The organism is Pseudomonas sp. HD57-3 (assembly GCF_056113135.1).
Genome location: NZ_CM148568.1, coordinates 2142886 through 2161358, shown reverse-complemented (window position 1 = coordinate 2161358; position 18473 = coordinate 2142886). Strand labels below are relative to the sequence as shown.

Sequence of the window (18473 nt, the reverse complement as noted above, 5' to 3'; positions counted from 1 at the left end):
TTGCACCGATTGATCTATGTACCACACGCCAGAAGTGCGCTTTGACGATCATTCAGCCCCCTTTAGCCAGCATCACTCCATGGCTTTACACAGCTGAATCAGTCGTACATCGGAGCACTTCAAATGGCCAAGCCACCCAAGCAGATTCCTCCAGCGGGTTCGTCGCCTCCCAGGCCTTCAACAGACACGCCTCACGTCAACCTCGATAACGTTTCGAACATTCGCCCCGGCATGCATCTGCCCACCGGCGAGCCGACTCTGACCGGACACTCTTCGCCGCGCACGACGGAACATGACGCAGGCAACCGACAGCCCTCGGTCGAAGTCAGCGAGATGCTGCCCCGCCAGCCGCCACACGCGTCAGGCATTGCACCTGAAGCCTCGCCAAGGCCGACATCACCCGTATTCATTCCTGCACATCTGGCCCTCAGGCTGACCCCGGCAGCCGCGTCCTCGCAAGGCATCCGCCGTGACGGCCGGGAGCGAACCTATGTGGACATGCGCGAAGGCACCGCCATGGTTCATCAGCACCCTGACGGACGCTTTCAACTGACCTCGGCCAGCGAACTGACGCACTCCGGTTTTCTGGTCGAGCGGATCCGGGGCACGAATCTGTGGCAAAAACGACAAGCAATCACGGCACGCCGCCCGCATGTCGACGAGCCGGATACGCAGGCCGATCCGGGCAAGCGCCCGCGACTGAATGAAGATGACGCGTCGACCGATCCAGCCCCACTCGCCGACAAGCCTTCGACCATTGCCCAGCCGCTGGATCTGTCCAACAAGCCATGGCGAAATTGGGGCCAGCCGACAAAGCCCACCGGCGGTCAATCGGTTGAGATAGACGGGCTGCACTACCCGATCGTGCCGCAGATCGTTCGCTCCAACACATCGATCGTCTGCATCAAGCACCCGCGTTTCAACCCCGAGCGCTTTGATGCCTTCGAACAGATGCTCGTGGACGATCGCACACTGCAACCGCGCTGGGCAGCTCGCGGCCCGGACAATCAGTGGCGCTTTACAGACCATCGACTGCCATTCGAAAAGCCGCTGACGCAATATGTTGCCGATGCCTTCGAGTGCTTGTCCGGGCCGTCTGCCAGGGCCGTGGCCAAGGCCATGTTCAGAGAGTCCCGCGGCGCCGAAGTGATCAACGGTGAAGGGTTGCAGGCGCTGAGCCAGACCTTCCGTCACTGGCAAGACAGGGCCATGCCCGCCCACCGACACCTCGCAGATCCACTGCTGTTGCTGCCGGTCCAGCCCATCATCTCTGACGGCACTTTCGGGGGAAGAATCGTGCTGCCCCCGACAACCGGGCCGAGCCTGCAGCGAGTCGATTTTGATCCGCAGAAATTCTCGCAGCAATGGAGTGAATATACGGCTGCACCGGGGGCTGCGAGCTTGCAAAAGCTCTTCTACAACATCCTGGTCAAGAGCGGCTACACGGTCAGTCCGCCAGATCCCTCGCTGCTGGAACACTCGCTGGTTTTCCATCGGGAAGGACTGGACTCGCTTTTCGTATTGAAGCTACCGCTGGTCTCCCCGGGCTTCATCCCTCGCTATACCAGGCCGGGTTCCGAACTGACCAGTTCGGCAGCGCGGATGACACTCGATGAAACCGGACAACAAAGGCTGAACGCTCTGCTGGCACAAGACAAAGTCAATTATCTGGTGGGCGGCATTCAACATCCGAGCCCGGACCAACCCACCCTCTTCATTCTTCGCGAAGACTGATCATCAATGAGTCCCAAACGTCCTATCCGAACGAAAACAGATACAGCGGATTCCACGCCTGTCGTACGAGACACCACGCCGGACATTTCAACGCCGCCTCGACTGCTGCCCGACACACTGATTGATCCGACCTCGACCCACCCGGCCTGGCAATTGCCTGCGCCACCCGTTACCCGTCAACAGATGATCGAAATCTACGATCTCCCTGCCGAGACACATGTCCGGAACGTCACCGCGCAACGACCGATCGGCAGCTATTTTCTCGCCCCCGGACTGGTCAACAGATTGCCGCCTGCCGATCCTCGGGACGGCACGCGCACAGCGGGACGTTATACCTACGTCGACCTTGTCGAGGGGGGAACGGTGCAGATCGGCCCCGATGCGCAGAATGGATTGAGGGCCCGGTTATCCAGTGAACTCCTGGCATCCGGCCCACTGCTGGAAAGGGTTGAGGGTACGCTTGTGTGGCGTCCGCTCCTTGCGCAAAACGCGCCGGATGCCGACATCTCGCAGCTGTCCATGACACGTCACCGATTGCCGGATGACGAACCGTCGGTCGTACCGCCCAAACGTCAGCGCACCGATGAAACGCTGGATCCGTGGAGCAATTGGGCCATCGACCCGCAACATGCCACCACCGGTGACATTCGCATCGACGGTATCCAGTACAAAGTCATTCCGCGAGGCGATGCGAGCGATCCGATCGTCTACATCAAGAACCCGAGTCATCTGATCTACGACTTCGACTTGCTGGACCGCACGCTCAGACTGGAACCACAGGAACAGCCGCGGGGCGCCATCCAGGTTCCGCCTGCTCATGACTGGCAAATCGATCCGACGCTGCCGTTCGAACGTCCACTGACGAAATACATCAGCCAATACTTTCCGGAGCTATCGACGACCTCGCTGGAGAGTGTCGCCTTTCACCAGTTCGTGCTGGCAAATGGTTCCGACACGGCGACCGGATCGGGGCTGACCCTCCTGCGCCAGACATTCAACGACTGGCAGACCGGAAACCGCCATCCCCGCCCGCAACTGGCCGATCCGCTGCTGATGCTGCCGATTCTCCCGACGTCGGGCAATGGAGCGGTTCGCATCATCGAACTGCCGACGCCGACATCGAACGGTCCGCTGCAGCGACTGGATTTCGATCCGGCACTGTTTCGCCAGGAATGGCTGTATTCCAACACCACGCAATCGGCGCTGGATCTCAAACGTTTCATGGCGACGCTGCTGACCCGTAACGGCTACGCCGTATTCGATCCCAGCCTCTCCAACTCGTTTCCGGCGCTGGTGTTCAAGCGCTCGGGGCATGACTACGTGTTCTTCATCAGCCTGCATCGCATCCGGGGCCGCAAGATCAACCAGACGCTGAATGTCGATCACAGCAGTGCCAATCTGCGTCTGCACATTCAGGTGGGTGCGACAGCGGCGGCGGCCGTTATCGCAGCAAACGCTGCAAACAAGGTCGTCTGGCTCAGAGGCGGTCCCCAGATGCTGGCGAACGCCAACGACACCGTGTTTATCGTGCGCGATGCAAACCCACGGCTGTGATTGCACTTCGCTGAACGACGGGCGAAAAAAAGCCCGCAGTGTGAGCGGGCGAAAGACCAAAGAAGCTATATGCGCAGTCGCTTCCCGGTAGGGGCAGCTGCTTGGGGGTCAGCTGCCCCGATAGGTGGAATAGCTGTAAGGCGAGATCAGCAACGGTACGTGGTAGTGATCCTGTTCGGCAGAAATGCCGAACCGCAGCACGACCACGTCCAGGAATGCCGGCTCCGGCAACTGGACGCCACGGGCGCGGTAGTAATCGCCGGCGTGGAACTGAACCTGATAGACACCGGTACGGTAGTCATCGCCTTGCAGCAGCGGCGCATCGACCCGGCCATCGCTGTTGGTAAGCGCACTGGCGACCAATTCCAGGTGCGAACCTTCAACGCGGTACAGCTCGACCTTGATCGAGCTGCCCGGGCAACCGTGTGCAGCGTCCAAAACGTGTGTTGTCAAACGTCCCATTGATTCTGCGCGCCTGCCTGCGTGGAGCAGTCAGACTTCGCGCCTCCCGAAGTCAGTTGAAAAGGAGACCGCACCGTTTCGGAGCACGAAAAGCTGCGGCGAGCGATTGATTAAGACACTTTTCAAAAAAATTGTACACAATAAAAAACGACATTTTTGCTGCTACCCCCGCTATCTTTCGATTTCCCGGTGATTTGCCCCATAACCTCGCATTCATTGAACCCCCAATCCATTAGCTGACTGGTCAGGCAGGTTTCTTGCAGGTTCACGCCATTAACAGCAAAAGATGACAGCCGGTGAAAAATGCGAAAATTCAGGCTTACAAATTGAGATTAAAGTTGTATACAATCAGCCCATCGCTGTGACGCCAGCCTGCCATTCAAACTTCAGGGCGCCACACAATCTGTCAACGAATAAGAAGGAAGACTGCAGTGAGCGCTGACTACCCACGCGACCTGATCGGTTACGGCAGTAACCCTCCTCACCCACACTGGCCGGGCAATGCCCGGATCGCCCTGTCGTTCGTACTCAATTACGAAGAAGGCGGCGAGCGCAACATTCTGCACGGCGACAAAGAATCGGAAGCCTTCCTCTCGGAAATGGTCGCGGCCCAGCCTCTGCAAGGCGCGCGCAACATGAGCATGGAATCGCTTTACGAGTATGGCAGCCGCGCCGGCGTCTGGCGGATCCTGAAACTGTTCAAGGAATTCGACATTCCGCTGACCATCTTCGCCGTGGCCATGGCCGCCCAGCGTCACCCGGACGTGATCCGCGCGATGGTCGAGGCCGGTCACGAGATCTGCAGCCACGGCTACCGCTGGATCGACTACCAGTACATGGACGAAGCGCAGGAACGCGAGCACATGCTCGAAGCGATCCGCATCCTCACCGAACTCACCGGCGAGCGCCCATTGGGCTGGTACACCGGTCGCACCGGCCCGAACACCCGTCGCCTGGTGATGGAAGAAGGCGGTTTCCTCTACGACTGCGACACCTACGACGACGACCTGCCCTACTGGGAACCGAACAACCCGACCGGCAAGCCGCACCTGGTGATCCCGTACACCCTGGACACCAACGACATGCGCTTTACCCAGGTCCAGGGTTTCAACAAGGGCGACGATTTCTTCGAATACCTCAAAGATGCGTTCGACGTGCTTTATGCCGAAGGCGCCGAAGCACCGAAGATGCTGTCGATCGGTCTGCACTGCCGTCTGGTGGGCCGTCCGGCGCGTCTGGCTTCGCTCAAGCGCTTTATCGAATACGCTAAAAGTCATGAACAGGTGTGGTTCAGCCGTCGCGTCGACATCGCGCGTCACTGGCACGAAACCCACCCGTACCAAGGGGCTGCCAAATGAGCACCTTTCAAACCCTGAAACCGTCGACCCTGAGCCGCGACGCCTTCGTCAAAGCCTTCGCCGACATCTACGAACATTCGCCATGGGTGGCCGAGAAGGCCTTCGACCTGGGCCAGGACGCGTCGATCGACCAGATCGAAACCCTGCACCAGCGCATGAGCGACATCCTGTTGAGCGCCGATCACGCCAGCCAGCTGGCACTGATCAACGCTCACCCGGACCTGGCCGGCAAAGCTGCCGTCCAGGGCGAGTTGACCGAAGCCAGCACCAATGAACAGGCTGGCGCCGGTATTCACCAATGCACGGCCGAAGAGTTCCAGCGCTTCACCGAGCTGAACGACGCCTACAAAGCCAAGTTCAAGTTTCCCTTCATCATGGCGGTAAAAGGCAGCAACCGGCATCAGATCCTCGCGGCGTTCGAAACGCGCATTCACAACCCGGTCGACACCGAGTTCAAATGCGCGCTGGCGGAGATCAACAAGATCGCCCTGTTCCGATTACTGACTCTCTAGCGAGCCTGGCCCGAGAAACCTCTAGAACGCTTGTGTTTCCCAGGGCCCTGCAAGCATCCCAAGCCACTTATTTAAAGGCAGACAAGAAGAATGAAAGCTTACGCCGTACCTTTCGAGAAGTTCGTCAACCTGGCCGATGCCCGTCTGGGCACCAAAATCATCTCGGTCACCGATGACTGGTTCGCAGACGCCAATCGTCTGTTTCAGCCGACCCCGGCCGTGTGGAAGGAGGGCGTGTTCGATGACAACGGCAAGTGGATGGACGGCTGGGAGTCCCGCCGCAAGCGCTTCGAAGGCTACGACAGCGCGGTGATCCGCCTGGGCGTACCGGGTTCGATCAAAGGCGTGGACATCGACACTTCATTCTTCACCGGCAACTTCCCGCCATCGGCCTCGCTGGAAGCCTGCTTCCTGGCGTCGGGCGAGCCGGACGAAAACACCCAGTGGACTGAAGTGCTGTCGGCCGTCGAGCTGCAGGGCAACAGCCACCACTTCCACGAAATCAGCAACGACAAGGCGTTCAGCCACCTGCGCTTCAACATCTACCCGGATGGCGGCGTGGCCCGTCTGCGCGTGTACGGCATTCCGTTCCGCGACTGGTCGGCTGTCGGCGACAACGAGCAAGTCGACCTGGCTGCAGCCCTCAACGGTGGCCGCGCCCTCGCCTGCTCCGACGAACACTTCGGCCGCATGAGCAACATCCTCAACCCGGGCCGTGGCATCAACATGGGCGACGGCTGGGAAACCGCACGTCGTCGTACCCCGGGCAATGACTGGGTGATCGTCGCGCTGGGCCATCCGGGCGAGATCGAAAAAATCATCGTCGACACCCTGCACTTCAAGGGCAACTACCCGGACACCTGCTCGATCCAGGGCGCGTTCGTCAAGGGCGGCACCGACAGCCAGATCGAAACCCAGTCGCTGTTCTGGCGTGAACTGCTGCCGAGCCAGAAGCTGGAAATGCACGCCGAACACACCTTCGTCGAGCAGATCAAGGCACTGGGCCCGATCACCCACATCCGTCTGAACGTGTTCCCGGACGGTGGTGTGAGCCGCCTGCGCGTTCTCGGCAAGGTCGCGAAGTAACACCCGATCGTTCCCACGTCGAGGCGTCGAACCGTCTGCGTGGGAATGCATACCGTGACGCTCCGCGTCACAGTGGACGCGGAGCGTCCATGGCAGCGTTCCCACGCAGAGCGTGGGAACGATCAATTTTCAAGAGATTAAGAAGAACAGCATGCGCACACTGACGATTGAACCGCTGACCAAAGAAGCCTTCGCCCCTTTCGGTGACGTGATCGAAACCGACGGCAGCGATCACTTCATGATCAACAACGGTTCGACCATGCGCTTCCACAAACTGGCGACGGTCGAAACCGCGACGCCTGAGGACAACGCGATCATCAGCATCTTCCGCGCCGACGCGCAGGACATGCCGCTGACCGTCAGCATGCTGGAACGCCATCCGCTGGGCAGCCAGGCTTTCATTCCGCTGCTCGGCAACCCCTTTCTGATCGTGGTCGCGCCACTTGGCGATGTACCTGTATCAGGCTTGGTCCGCGCCTTCGTCACCAACGGCAGGCAGGGCATCAATTACCATCGCGGCGTCTGGCACCACCCGGTGCTGACGATCGAAAAGCGGGATGACTTCCTGGTGGTTGATCGCAGTGGCACAGGCAATAACTGCGATGAGCATTTTTTCAAAGAGGATGAGCGTTTGATCCTCGCCCCCCACCAATAAGAGAAGGTCTGATCACTCGACAACAAGAGTGACAGGCGAGAGGTAAAGACTGTGGAAGCACATCTGTTGGAATGGCTGAACCTGAGCGTGCGCTGGGTTCACATGATCACTGGCGTGGCCTGGATCGGCGCGTCGTTCTACTTCGTCTGGCTGGAGAACAACCTCAACCGCGTCAACCCGAAAACCGGACTTGCCGGTGATCTGTGGGCGATCCACGGCGGCGGTATCTATCACCTGGAAAAATACAAACTGGCCCCTCCGTCGATGCCGGAGAACCTGCACTGGTTCAAATGGGAAGCCTATTTCACCTGGATGTCGGGGATCGCGCTGCTGTGCGTGGTGTTCTACTCCAACCCCGTGCTCTACCTCGTGGCACCCGGCAGCGGCCTGACCGGCCCTGAAGGCGTGGCCATCGGCATCGGTTCGCTGATCGCCGGCTGGTTCATCTACGACTTCCTCTGCGATTCGCCTCTGGGCAAGAAACCTGCCCTGCTCGGCTTCATCCTGTTCGTGCTGATCATCGGCGCGGCATATGGCTTCAGCAAGGTGTTCAGCGGTCGTGGTGCGTACCTGCACGTCGGCGCGATCATCGGCACCATCATGGTCGGCAACGTGTTCCGCATCATCATGCCGGCCCAGCGCGCACTGGTTGCCGCGATTGCCGAGAACCGCACGCCAGATCCGGCGCTGCCGGCCAAAGGCCTGCTGCGTTCGCGTCACAACAACTACTTCACCCTGCCGGTGCTGTTCATCATGATCAGCAACCACTTCCCGAGCACTTACGGCAGCCAGTACAACTGGCTGATCCTGGCCGGGATCGCGGTGTTGGCGGTGTTGGTTCGTCACTACTTCAACACCCGTCACGACAGCCACAAGTTTGCCTGGACCCTGCCGGTTGCAGCGGTGGGCATGATCAGTCTGGCGTACGTCACCGGCCCTGCGCCGATGTCGACCGCTCCGGACGTGGCCAAGGCGCCTGCGAAAATCGAGTACCAGCCACTGCCGGAAACGGCTTTGGGTGGTGGCGCGAAACCGGCTGAAGCGGCACAACCAGCCGCCCCTGCTGCACCGGCCGCTGCTCCGGCTCAGGCGTCCAACGCCGGCCCGGGTTTCGACAAGGTGCACACCGTGATCCAGGAACGCTGCGCGGTCTGCCACTCGGCCAAACCGACCAGCCCGCTGTTCAGCGCTGCCCCGGCCGGTGTGATGCTCGACACCCCCGAGCAGATCCGCCAGAACGCGGCACGGATCCAGGCGCAAGCCATCACCACGCAGATCATGCCACTGGGCAACATCACACAGATGACTCAGCAGGAACGTGACCTGATCGGTGCATGGATCGCCCAGGGAGCCCAGACCAACTAAGCCGTAAAAACCTCGCGAGCAGGCTCGCGCCCACACGGATCATCCGGATCCTGTGGGCGCTGGCTTGCCTGCGATTGGCCGCATAAGCGGCCCGCCTGATGCAAAGAGGACAGCGGCAAGCAACCCGGCCGCTGTTCATCACAAGAATAAAAAAGATCCGAGGTGTTGCATGTCCGAGCTGTCCAAAGCGCGCATCCCCGACGCACCCGCCATTCAGCGTTTGCCCCTTTTGCAACTGATCCTGGTCGGTTTGCAACATGTACTGCTGATGTACGGCGGCGCCATCGCGGTACCGCTGATCATTGGACAGGCCGCTGGCCTGAGTCGTGAAGAAATCGCCTTCCTGATCAACGCCGACCTGCTGGTCGCCGGCATCGCCACCATCGTGCAGTCCTTGGGGATAGGCCCGATGGGCATTCGCATGCCGGTGATGATGGGCGCCAGTTTCGCCGCCGTCGGCAGCATGGTCGCCATGGCCGGCATGCCCGGCATCGGTCTGCAGGGAATCTTCGGCGCCACCATCGCAGCCGGGTTCTTCGGCATGATCATCGCGCCGTTCATGTCCAAGGTCGTACGCTTCTTCCCTCCTCTGGTGACCGGCACGGTCATCACCTCGATCGGTTTGTCGCTGTTCCCCGTGGCCGTGAACTGGGCCGGTGGCGGCGCTGGCGCTGCTCAATTCGGTTCACCGATTTACCTGGCCATCGCCGCACTGGTACTGGCTACCATTCTGTTGATCCACCGCTTCATGCGCGGTTTCTGGGTCAACATTTCCGTGCTGATCGGTATGTGCCTGGGCTACGTGCTCTGCGGCGCCATCGGCATGGTCGACCTGAGCGGCATGGCCAACGCGCCGTGGGTTCAGTTCGTCACCCCGCTGCATTTCGGCATGCCGAAGTTCGAACTGGCACCGATCCTGTCGATGTGCCTGGTGGTGGTGATCATCTTCGTCGAGTCCACCGGGATGTTTCTGGCGCTGGGCAAGATCACCGGCCAGGAAGTCTGCCCGCGCATGTTGCGTCGGGGCTTGCTGTGTGATGCCGGCGCGTCGTTCTTCGCCGGATTCTTCAACACCTTCACCCACTCCTCCTTCGCGCAGAACATCGGCTTGGTGCAAATGACCGGCGTGCGCTGCCGTTCGGTGACCATCGTTGCCGGCGGCTTGCTGATCGTCCTGAGCCTGCTGCCGAAAGCGGCGTTCCTGGTGGCATCGATTCCACCAGCGGTACTGGGTGGCGCGGCGATTGCGATGTTCGGCATGGTGGCGGCGACCGGCATCAAGATTCTGCAGGAAGCCGACATCGGCGACCGTCGCAACCAATTGCTGGTAGCCGTGAGCATCGGCATGGGCCTGATCCCGGTGGTGCGCCCGGAATTTTTCGCCCATCTGCCATTGTGGATGAGCCCGATCACCCACAGCGGGATCGCCATGGCCACCCTCAGCGCGCTGACGCTGAACCTGTTGTTCAACATTCTCGGCGGCGCCGAACGCGCCGCGATCAACGACTGCCACGCACACCCGCACTGATCCGAAGAGTAAAAAAGGGGGCTCGCCCAAGCCTGCCCCCTCGCGACAGCTTTGCCTCAAACAATAAAAACAAGAGGGAGCAACAGATGATCCGGACTCAAACCAACGTGTTGTTGAGCGGCGGCCTGCTGGCCGCATCGCAAGCCATGGCCGGCGATTTATTGCTGTGGCAGACCAACAGCCTGAGCTACCTGTACGGCAAGAATTTCGCGATCAACCCGTCAATCCAGCAGACGGTGACGTTCGAGCACGCTGACAAGTGGAAGTACGGCGACAACTTCCTGTTCGTCGACAAGATCTTCTACAACGGCCAGGAAGACCGCAACAAAGGGCCCCACGCGTTCTATGGCGAATTCAGCCCGCGTCTGTCGTTCGGCAAGATCTTCGACAAGAAACTGGAGTTCGGCCCGATCAAGGACGTGCTGCTGGCCATGACCTACGAGTACGGCGAAGGCGACAGCGAGGCCTATCTGATCGGCCCCGGCTTCGACCTCAAGGTGCCGGGCTTCAACTATTTCACCCTGAACTTCTATCGCCGCCAGACCGAAGGGCCGCGCCCCGGCGACGGCGTCTGGCAGATCACCCCCGGCTGGTCCTACAGCATTCCCGTGGGCAATTCCGACCTGCTGATCGACGGCTATCTGGACTGGGTGGTCGACAACGACCAGAACTCACGCGGCACCTATCACGCCAACCTGCACATCAACCCGCAGATCAAATACGACCTGGGCAAAGCGCTCGGCTGGGGTGAAAAGCAGGTGTACGTCGGCACTGAATACAGCTACTGGAAAAACAAATACGGGGTCGAGAGCACCCACAGTTTCGACACCAACCAGAACACCGCCAGCCTGCTGGTGAAGGTGCACTTCTAAGATGACCCGCAACCGTGCCCCCTACCTGTCGTCGGTGCTCTGTTGCGGGGCACTTGAGGCCTGGCCGTTGAGTCAGTATTCTCCGCGGCCTCCTGAATTCGGTCTAAAAAAAAGCCCGAATTTAATTCCTGACCGAAAAGCCAACTTATCCCGGCCGCGGTCAGTACCGAGGCATCCCGAAAACACGCTCAATCGACTGTTTTTCAGCAGCCGACGGGCGTTTTTTTGCTTTTCGAAAAGCCTTGGCTCAGCTCTTGCTAACAGCACTAAAGCTGACCGAATGGATGAATTTTGCTGCAACGAAAAAAGGCGCCACACCAGAGCGCCGACTCAAAAAAATAAACGTGGAACACCTACTTTGGGAGCAACCGAATGAAACGTATGTGCACCAGCCTGATGCTTGCGGGATCGCTGCTGGCAGGGGGTCAGGCCATGGCCGACGGCCTGCTGCAATGGCAGAACAACAGCCTGACCTACCTCTACGGCAAAGACTTCAAGGTCAACCCGGCCATCCAGCAGACCGTGACCTTCGAGCACGCCGATGCGTGGAAGTACGGGGACAACTTCTTCTTCCTCGACAAGATCTTCTACAACGGTGACAAGGACTTCAATAACGGTCCGAACACCTACTACGGCGAGTTCCAGCCACGCATCTCGCTGGGCAAGGTCCTCGACCAGAAGATCGAGTTCGGCCCGATCAAGGACGTCCTGCTGGCGATGACCTACGAGTTCGGCGAGGGTGACACCGAGTCCTACCTGATCGGCCCGGGCTTCGACCTGGCCATTCCGGGCTTCGACTACTTCCAGCTGAACTTCTACCAGCGTCACACCGAAGGCTCGCGTCCGGGTGACAACGTCTGGCAGATCACGCCTGTCTGGTCTTACACCATTCCGGTGGGCGACTCGAACATCCTGATCGACGGCTACATGGACTGGGTGGTCGACAACGACGTCAATAGCAGAGGCGAATACCACGCCAACCTGCACTTCAACCCGCAGGTCAAATACGACCTGGGCAAGGCGCTGAATTTCGGCGAGAAGCAGTTGTACGTCGGTGTTGAATACGACTACTGGAAAGACAAGTACGGTATCGACGACACCAAGGCCTTCACCACCAATCAGAACGTGACCAGCTTCCTGGTGAAATTCCACTTCTGATGAAGGTTCAGATGGCGCCCGTTCGGGCGCCATCGTTCTCAGGCCGGAACTAGCGCCTCGCCAATCCCGAGAAACCGGCACAGTTCATCGCGCTTGGCCAGGGCATCGCGCCGTCCAAGGTCGATCAATTCGCTGCAATACCCCGCCTCGAATAGCAAGTAACTCAACACCCCTGCCCCGCTCGTCTTGGTCGCTCCCGGCCCACGCAGAAACAACCGCAAAGCCGCCGGTAGTTCCTGACGATGCCGCGCCGCGATTTCATCGATCGGCTGACTCGGCGAGATCACCAGCACTTCCACCGGCGCCACCCCCAGCGCACGGGTCGGCGTGCCTTCGGGCATCAGATGACTGAACTGGTTGAGACGTTGAAGCAACTCGATGTCGCTTTCCAGGCTATCAATGAACGTACTGTTGAGCATGTGCCCGCCGATCTGCGCCAGCGTCGGCTGCTGCCCGGTGTAGGTGCGTTCCAGCGGTTGCGCCGGATCGAAACCGCGCGGGTTGCCGCTGACGCCCACCACCAGCACCCGGCTCGCGCCCAGGTGCAGCGCCGGGCTGATCGGCGCCGACTGTCGCACCGCGCCATCGCCGAAATATTCATCGCCGATCTTCACCGGCGCGAACAACAGCGGGATCGCCGAACTGGCCAGCAAGTGCTCCACCGACAACTGCGTCGGCACACCGATGCGCCGATGACGCAGCCAGGAATCGATGGTGCCGCCACCCTGATAGAAGGTCACGGCTTGCCCGGACTCGTAGCCGAACGCCGTCACCGCCACCGCGTGCAATTGCTTGCGGGCGATGGACTCGGCGATGCCGGGCAGGTGCAGTTTTTCGTTGAGCAGATGACGCAGCGGCGAACTGTTGAGCAGCGCCACCGGCATTTGCCGGCCCATGCCCAACAGGCTGTGGCTGACGAAACGACTGGCCTGGCGGATCACCCCCGGCCAGTCGCTGCGCAACACGCGATGGCTGCGAAAGCCTTGCCAGAAAAGCGTCAGGCGTTCGATGGCGGCGCGAAAATCCGTAGCACCGCTGGCCAGGCTGACCGCGTTGATCGCCCCGGCCGAGGTGCCGACGATCACCGGAAACGGATTGTCCGCCCCCAACGGCAGCAATTCGGCAATCGCCGCCAGCACCCCCACCTGATACGCCGCCCGAGCCCCGCCGCCGGAAAGAATCAAACCTGTGACCGGTTCAGCTGGGCTCATCGCAACGCTCCGTGGTGCTTATGGGGATGGGTCAATCAACCGCGTTTGGCGTACAGCTTCGGCTCGCCCGGTGGCCGGCTCTTGAAGCGCCGGTGTGCCCACAGGTATTGCTCGGGACACTCACGCAACACGCCTTCGACCCACTGATTGATGCGGATGCAATCTTCTTCTTCGGTCTCGCCCGGGAAACCTTCCAGCGGCGGATGAATCACCAGACGATAACCGCTGCCGTCGGCCAGACGCTCCTGGGTGAACGGCACCACCAGTGCCTTGCCCAGACGGGCGAACTTGCTGGTGGCGGTGACCGTCGCGGCCTGAATACCGAACAGCGGCACGAAGATGCTTTGCTTGGCGCCGTAGTCCTGATCCGGCGCGTACCAGATCGCCCGACCTGCGCGCAGCAATTTGAGCATGCCGCGCACGTCGTCACGTTCCACCGCCAGCGAATCGAGGTTGTGCCGCTCGCGGCCCTGACGCTGGACGAAGTCGAACAGCGGGTTCTTGTGTTCGCGGTACATGCCGTCGATGGTGTGCTGCTGGCCGAGCAGCGCCGCGCCGATTTCCAGGGTGGTGAAATGCACCGCCATCAGAATCACGCCCTTGCCTTCGCGCTGGGCCTTCTGCAAATGCTCAAGCCCTTCGACGTGGGCCAGCTTCGCCAGGCGCTGACGCGACCACCACCAGCTCATCGCCATTTCAAAGAAGGCGATGCCGGTGGAGGCGAAGTTTTCCTTGAGCAGGCGTTTGCGTTCGGCGGCGGATTTTTCCGGGAAACACAGTTCCAGATTGCGCTTGGCAATGCGCCGCCGGTCGCCGGCGAAGCGATACATCAAGGCACCAAGAAAACGACCGATGGCCAGCAAGGCCGGATACGGCAGCTGCACGATCAGCCACAACAGCCCGAGGCCGCACCAGAGCGGCCAGAAGCGTGGGGCAAGAAATGCTTTTCGAAAACGCGGGCGATCCATTAAAGCTTCCGTAAATACAGTGGCCGCGCATTCTACATCGTTCGACCCGGCTTGCGGCCTGCGGGCGTTCTCGTTATAAGTCTCGGCACTTTTAGTGACAAGCCGTTGTATGCCGACATGAGCCAAACCGAACCGAAAGACCAAGATCCCGTGTTCCAGCTGAAGGGCAGCATGCTCGCCATTACAGTGCTGGAGCTGTCCCGCAACGACCTGGACAGCCTCGATCGGCAATTGGCCGCCAAAGTCGCCCAGGCACCGAATTTCTTCAGCAACGCGCCGCTGGTTCTGGCGCTGGACAAACTGCCGCCAAGCGAAGGCGCCGTCGACCTGCCGGGCCTGATGCGCGTGTGCCGTCAGCACGGCCTGCGCACCCTGGCGATCCGTGCCAGCCGCATCGAAGACATCGCCGCCGCCATCGCCATCGACATCCCGGTGCTGCCACCGTCCGGCGCCCGCGAACGACCGCTGGAAAGCGCTGAACCCGTCGCACCGAAAAAACCGGAAAAGCCGCCGGAGCCGGCCGTCAAACCGACCCGCGTCATCACCACGCCAGTACGTGGTGGCCAACAGATATATGCGCAAGGTGGCGATCTGGTGGTGGTTTCCTCGGTCAGCCCGGGGGCGGAACTTCTCGCCGATGGCAACATCCATGTATACGGCCCGATGCGCGGTCGTGCGCTGGCCGGGGTCAAGGGCGACACCAAGGCGCGGATTTTCTGTCAGCAATTGAGCGCTGAACTGATCTCCATCGCAGGCCATTACAAGGTTTCCGAGGACCTGCGTCGCGATCCGATGTGGGGTTCAGGCGTACAGGTCAGCCTGTCGGGCGACGTGTTGAACATCATTCGGCTTTAACGGATACTGCCGCATTTTCCAAGCATCTCTAAAACGTAGCGAAAACGGCTCAAACGAAGTAGGAAAAAGGCCAAAAGCCGAATTCCAGCCAAGGCTGTCCGACTGCAGTAGTTTTCTAGAGATGTTTTTCAGGGGCTGAACAGTCCTTCTTCCTTAGGGGTGAAACACCTTGGCCAAGATTCTCGTGGTTACATCCGGCAAGGGTGGTGTGGGTAAGACCACCACCAGCGCCGCTATCGGTACCGGCCTCGCTCTGCGCGGCCACAAAACAGTGATCGTCGACTTCGACGTGGGCTTGCGTAACCTTGACCTGATCATGGGTTGCGAGCGCCGCGTGGTGTATGACTTCGTCAACGTGGTCAACGGCGAAGCCAACCTGCAACAGGCCCTGATCAAAGACAAGCGCCTGGAAAACCTCTATGTACTGGCCGCCAGCCAGACCCGCGACAAAGACGCACTGACCGTCGAAGGCGTGGAAAAAGTCCTGATGGAGCTCAAGGAACAATTCGAGTTCGTGGTCTGCGACTCCCCGGCGGGTATCGAAAAAGGCGCCCACCTGGCCATGTACTTCGCTGACGAAGCGATCGTCGTGACCAACCCGGAAGTGTCCTCGGTACGTGACTCGGACCGCATGCTCGGCCTGCTGGCCAGCAAGTCCCGTCGCGCCGAACGCGGCGAAGAGCCGATCCAGGAACACCTGCTGATCACCCGCTACCACCCGGAGCGCGTAGAGAAAGGCGAAATGCTCGGCGTCGAAGACGTCAAGGAAATCCTCGCCGTACGCCTGTTGGGCGTCATCCCGGAATCCCAGGCCGTACTCAAGGCCTCCAACCAGGGCGTACCTGTGATCCTCGATGATCAAAGCGACGCCGGCCAGGCCTACAGCGATACCGTTGATCGCCTGCTGGGCAAGGAAAAAGAACACCGGTTCCTGAATGTCGAGAAGAAGGGATTCTTCGAGCGTCTGTTTGGAGGTAGGTAATGAACCTTTTTGACTTCTTTCGTGCCAACAAAAAGCCAAGTACCGCCTCGGTCGCGAAAGAGCGTCTACAGATCATCGTGGCGCATGAACGCGGCCAGCGCAGCACCCCTGACTACCTGCCATCCTTGCAGAAGGAACTGGTGGAAGTGATCCGCAAGTACGTCAACATCGGTAACGACGACGTACACGTGGCACTGGAGAGCCAGGGCAGCTGCTCGATTCTGGAACTCAACATCACCCTGCCAGACCGCTGAGTCGATCCGGCAGGAACGACGGCGGCTCAGGGCCCTTCCGACACCGGAGGGGCCCTGAGCCGCCGTTGGCATTTGTTACGAGGCTGTTTTAATGCCGTTGTCCAACGTCCAAATCATTCATCAGGACGCCGCCGTTCTGGTGGTGAACAAACCCACCCTGTTGCTCTCCGTCCCCGGCCGGGCCGACGACAACAAGGACTGCCTGATCACCCGCCTGCAGGAAAACGGCTACCCGGAAGCGCGTATCGTCCATCGCCTGGACTGGGAAACGTCGGGGATCATTCTGCTGGCCCGTGACGCCGACACCCATCGCGAACTGTCACGCCAGTTTCACGACCGTGAAACAGAGAAAGCCTACACTGCGCTCTGCTGGGGTCAGCCGGAACTGGACAGCGGCAGCATCGACCTGCCATTGCGCTACGACCCGCCGACCAAACCGCGCCACGTGGTCGATCACGAACTCGGCAAGCACGCGCTGACCTTCTGGCGCGTGCTGGAGCGTTGCGGCGACTGGTGCCGCGTCGAGCTCACGCCGATCACCGGGCGTTCGCACCAGTTGCGCGTGCACATGCTGTCGATCGGTCATCCGTTGCTCGGAGACGGCCTCTACGCTCACGAACAAGCCCTCGCCGCCTGGCCACGCCTGTGCCTGCACGCGAGCATGCTCAGCTTCACCCATCCACAGTCCGGCGAGCGTTTGCGCTTCGAATGCCCGGCACCGTTTTAAGCACTGTCAGACCGACAGTTGCCCGATTTAAAGGATTTTGTTCCGGATGAGTTGTACTGATTCCCTGGCAACACCCGTCAAGAAGACCCGTCATCAACTGCTCTACCTGATTTACGGCAATCAGGACGTCTACCGGCGCGAAGCCAAGTTCAGCATCCTGACCGTCCTGTCCCAGGCCCAAAACGGCAAACGTCCGGCGATCAGGATTCTCACTGACCGGCCACAAGACTACGCAGGCTGGCCAGTCGACACCGTACTGCTCGACCAAGCGACCCTGACCCGCTGGCAGGGGCAGAACGGCTACCACCATCGGCGCAAGGCCTGCGCGATTGCCGCCGGCCTGCAACTGGCCGAGAAAACCCTGTTCGTCGACACCGACACCCTGTTCACCAGCCACCCGAACAGCCTGTTTCAGCACATCGATACGAATCAGTCGGTAATGGACCGCTTCGAATACGACTGGAAAGATGTCTTCGAACGGCCGGACTACCTGAAGCTCGCTCGCGACCTCAGCGTCCACGGTGTTTCCCCGCAGAACGGTTTCAAGCTTTACAACAGCGGCCTGTGTGGCATCACCGACCGCGATTCGGCACTGTTCGAAGAGTCGATCCGCCTGATCGATGAGTGGACGGCTGGCGGGTTCGAGATTCACACCATCGAGCAGATTGCCCTGTCCTACGCGATGCGCGAACGTCCTGTGGTGGAAGCGCGCAAACACGTCTACCACTACTTCGCGGAAAAACGTTTCTTCCACGCGATGCAGGCGTTTTTCTTCGCCCAGCACGGCGAGAAATTCAGCCAGCGACTGGTGGATCTGTGCGCTGACGTACCTCGGGTCAAACCCTTTCCGTCCGCCTGGCAGCGGCTGAAGATTAAATGGAAGCTGCGCAACCAGAGCGGTGCCATGCGCAAGGTCGGCCGGGATCTGCTGTACGGCAGCGCCGCGCCGGATCACCCTTACTACAGCGCCTGTCGCCATGAATGGTGGGAATGCGCCTCGCGGGAAATCCTGCGCTGGGACGAGAGTCGTCAGAAGAAGCTTCTGGAACAGAGTCGCTGGCCCAAGCAACTGCCTCGCCCGGACAAGCCTGAAGACGAAAAAACGATCATGAACTACCTGAAAAAACGCGTGGCCGCCGCTCGTTGACGCGAGCGGCATATGTCATGTCCCAAGCATCAGGCCGATGCGTTA

General features: G+C 60.2%; 18 protein-coding genes. 15 read left to right on the top strand and 3 right to left on the bottom strand.

Features of this window, described 5'->3' with window-relative positions; all coding sequences use genetic code 11:
• The first annotated feature begins 123 nt into the window (after window positions 1–123).
• A complete protein-coding gene (locus tag AC0R79_RS09820) occupies window positions 124–1734 on the top strand; it encodes a hypothetical protein (RefSeq protein WP_474734243.1) in 1611 nt (536 codons plus the stop codon).
• Between the two features lie 6 nt (window positions 1735–1740).
• Entirely contained in the window at window positions 1741–3288 is a 1548-nt protein-coding gene (locus tag AC0R79_RS09815; RefSeq protein ID WP_375746154.1) for a hypothetical protein, read from the top strand.
• A gap of 108 nt (window positions 3289–3396) precedes the next feature.
• Here AC0R79_RS09815 and uraH read toward each other — a convergent pair whose 3' ends face one another.
• Window positions 3397–3750, bottom strand: a complete 354-nt coding sequence (gene uraH, locus AC0R79_RS09810) for a hydroxyisourate hydrolase (RefSeq protein ID WP_011333195.1) — start codon at window positions 3748–3750, stop codon at window positions 3397–3399.
• A gap of 431 nt (window positions 3751–4181) precedes the next feature.
• Here uraH and puuE point away from each other — a divergent pair, with 431 nt between their 5' ends.
• The 8 genes from puuE to AC0R79_RS09770 all read left to right on the top strand — a co-directional run bounded on the left by puuE (window position 4182) and on the right by AC0R79_RS09770 (window position 12284).
• Complete coding sequence (puuE, locus tag AC0R79_RS09805; protein WP_007960032.1) at window positions 4182–5108, top strand: allantoinase PuuE; 927 nt, start codon at window positions 4182–4184, stop codon at window positions 5106–5108.
• A complete protein-coding gene (uraD, locus tag AC0R79_RS09800; protein WP_007960034.1) occupies window positions 5105–5620 on the top strand; it encodes a 2-oxo-4-hydroxy-4-carboxy-5-ureidoimidazoline decarboxylase in 516 nt (171 codons plus the stop codon). Before puuE ends, uraD begins: the two co-directional genes overlap by 4 nt.
• A gap of 90 nt (window positions 5621–5710) precedes the next feature.
• Window positions 5711–6706 carry an allantoicase gene (gene alc, locus AC0R79_RS09795; RefSeq protein WP_127797372.1) on the top strand — a complete coding sequence of 332 codons (996 nt, stop codon included), beginning with the start codon at window positions 5711–5713 and terminating at the stop codon, window positions 6704–6706.
• A gap of 151 nt (window positions 6707–6857) precedes the next feature.
• Window positions 6858–7361: an ureidoglycolate lyase gene (locus AC0R79_RS09790; RefSeq protein WP_027613342.1), complete on the top strand. Its 504-nt coding sequence runs from the start codon at window positions 6858–6860 to the stop codon at window positions 7359–7361.
• Between the two features lie 51 nt (window positions 7362–7412).
• Entirely contained in the window at window positions 7413–8726 is a 1314-nt protein-coding gene (locus AC0R79_RS09785; protein ID WP_474734240.1) for a urate hydroxylase PuuD, read from the top strand.
• A gap of 169 nt (window positions 8727–8895) precedes the next feature.
• Window positions 8896–10254: a nucleobase:cation symporter-2 family protein gene (locus tag AC0R79_RS09780; protein ID WP_011333188.1), complete on the top strand. Its 1359-nt coding sequence runs from the start codon at window positions 8896–8898 to the stop codon at window positions 10252–10254.
• 86 nt (window positions 10255–10340) lie between these two features.
• On the top strand, window positions 10341–11126 hold the full coding sequence (locus AC0R79_RS09775; RefSeq protein WP_007960055.1) for an outer membrane protein OmpK: 786 nt from the start codon (window positions 10341–10343) through the stop codon (window positions 11124–11126).
• A 372-nt stretch (window positions 11127–11498) separates the two neighbouring features.
• A complete protein-coding gene (locus tag AC0R79_RS09770) occupies window positions 11499–12284 on the top strand; it encodes an outer membrane protein OmpK (protein WP_007960057.1) in 786 nt (261 codons plus the stop codon).
• A gap of 38 nt (window positions 12285–12322) precedes the next feature.
• On the opposite strand, the gene AC0R79_RS09765 is transcribed toward AC0R79_RS09770, so the two are convergent.
• Both AC0R79_RS09765 and AC0R79_RS09760 read right to left on the bottom strand, forming a co-directional pair.
• Entirely contained in the window at window positions 12323–13495 is a 1173-nt protein-coding gene (locus AC0R79_RS09765; protein WP_127797369.1) for a patatin-like phospholipase family protein, read from the bottom strand.
• Window positions 13496–13530: 35 nt separating this feature from the next.
• Entirely contained in the window at window positions 13531–14463 is a 933-nt protein-coding gene (locus tag AC0R79_RS09760) for a lipid A biosynthesis lauroyl acyltransferase (RefSeq protein ID WP_007960061.1), read from the bottom strand.
• A 117-nt stretch (window positions 14464–14580) separates the two neighbouring features.
• On the opposite strand from AC0R79_RS09760, the gene minC reads away from it, so the two are divergent.
• From minC to AC0R79_RS09735, 5 genes are all read left to right on the top strand, one after another.
• Complete coding sequence (gene minC, locus AC0R79_RS09755; RefSeq protein ID WP_007960063.1) at window positions 14581–15318, top strand: septum site-determining protein MinC; 738 nt, start codon at window positions 14581–14583, stop codon at window positions 15316–15318.
• A gap of 169 nt (window positions 15319–15487) precedes the next feature.
• Window positions 15488–16300, top strand: a complete 813-nt coding sequence (gene minD, locus AC0R79_RS09750; RefSeq protein WP_007960065.1) for a septum site-determining protein MinD — start codon at window positions 15488–15490, stop codon at window positions 16298–16300.
• Complete coding sequence (minE, locus tag AC0R79_RS09745) at window positions 16300–16554, top strand: cell division topological specificity factor MinE (RefSeq protein WP_007960071.1); 255 nt, start codon at window positions 16300–16302, stop codon at window positions 16552–16554. The genes minD and minE overlap by 1 nt, the downstream gene beginning before the upstream one ends.
• A gap of 91 nt (window positions 16555–16645) precedes the next feature.
• Complete coding sequence (locus AC0R79_RS09740; protein ID WP_007960072.1) at window positions 16646–17281, top strand: RluA family pseudouridine synthase; 636 nt, start codon at window positions 16646–16648, stop codon at window positions 17279–17281.
• 46 nt (window positions 17282–17327) lie between these two features.
• Window positions 17328–18428 (top strand): hypothetical protein, encoded by a 1101-nt coding sequence (locus tag AC0R79_RS09735; protein ID WP_474734235.1) that lies wholly within the window; start codon window positions 17328–17330, stop codon window positions 18426–18428.
• The last annotated feature ends 45 nt before the right edge of the window (window positions 18429–18473 follow it).

Excerpts from the sequence above, each read along its gene's own strand:
- AC0R79_RS09815 (WP_375746154.1), top strand. The coding sequence starts at position 1,741 with ATGAGTCCCAAACGTCCTATCCGAACGAAAACAGATACAGCGGATTCC.
- AC0R79_RS09770 (WP_007960057.1), top strand. The coding sequence starts at position 11,499 with ATGAAACGTATGTGCACCAGCCTGATGCTTGCGGGATCGCTGCTGGCA.
- AC0R79_RS09760 (WP_007960061.1), bottom strand. The coding sequence starts at position 14,463 with ATGGATCGCCCGCGTTTTCGAAAAGCATTTCTTGCCCCACGCTTCTGG.
- AC0R79_RS09740 (WP_007960072.1), top strand. The coding sequence starts at position 16,646 with ATGCCGTTGTCCAACGTCCAAATCATTCATCAGGACGCCGCCGTTCTG.
- AC0R79_RS09765 (WP_127797369.1), bottom strand. The coding sequence starts at position 13,495 with ATGAGCCCAGCTGAACCGGTCACAGGTTTGATTCTTTCCGGCGGCGGG.
- uraD (WP_007960034.1), top strand. The coding sequence starts at position 5,105 with ATGAGCACCTTTCAAACCCTGAAACCGTCGACCCTGAGCCGCGACGCC.
- AC0R79_RS09820 (WP_474734243.1), top strand. The coding sequence starts at position 124 with ATGGCCAAGCCACCCAAGCAGATTCCTCCAGCGGGTTCGTCGCCTCCC.
- uraH (WP_011333195.1), bottom strand. The coding sequence starts at position 3,750 with ATGGGACGTTTGACAACACACGTTTTGGACGCTGCACACGGTTGCCCG.
- AC0R79_RS09790 (WP_027613342.1), top strand. The coding sequence starts at position 6,858 with ATGCGCACACTGACGATTGAACCGCTGACCAAAGAAGCCTTCGCCCCT.
- AC0R79_RS09780 (WP_011333188.1), top strand. The coding sequence starts at position 8,896 with ATGTCCGAGCTGTCCAAAGCGCGCATCCCCGACGCACCCGCCATTCAG.
- AC0R79_RS09775 (WP_007960055.1), top strand. The coding sequence starts at position 10,341 with ATGATCCGGACTCAAACCAACGTGTTGTTGAGCGGCGGCCTGCTGGCC.
- minC (WP_007960063.1), top strand. The coding sequence starts at position 14,581 with ATGAGCCAAACCGAACCGAAAGACCAAGATCCCGTGTTCCAGCTGAAG.
- AC0R79_RS09735 (WP_474734235.1), top strand. The coding sequence starts at position 17,328 with ATGAGTTGTACTGATTCCCTGGCAACACCCGTCAAGAAGACCCGTCAT.
- minE (WP_007960071.1), top strand. The coding sequence starts at position 16,300 with ATGAACCTTTTTGACTTCTTTCGTGCCAACAAAAAGCCAAGTACCGCC.
- alc (WP_127797372.1), top strand. The coding sequence starts at position 5,711 with ATGAAAGCTTACGCCGTACCTTTCGAGAAGTTCGTCAACCTGGCCGAT.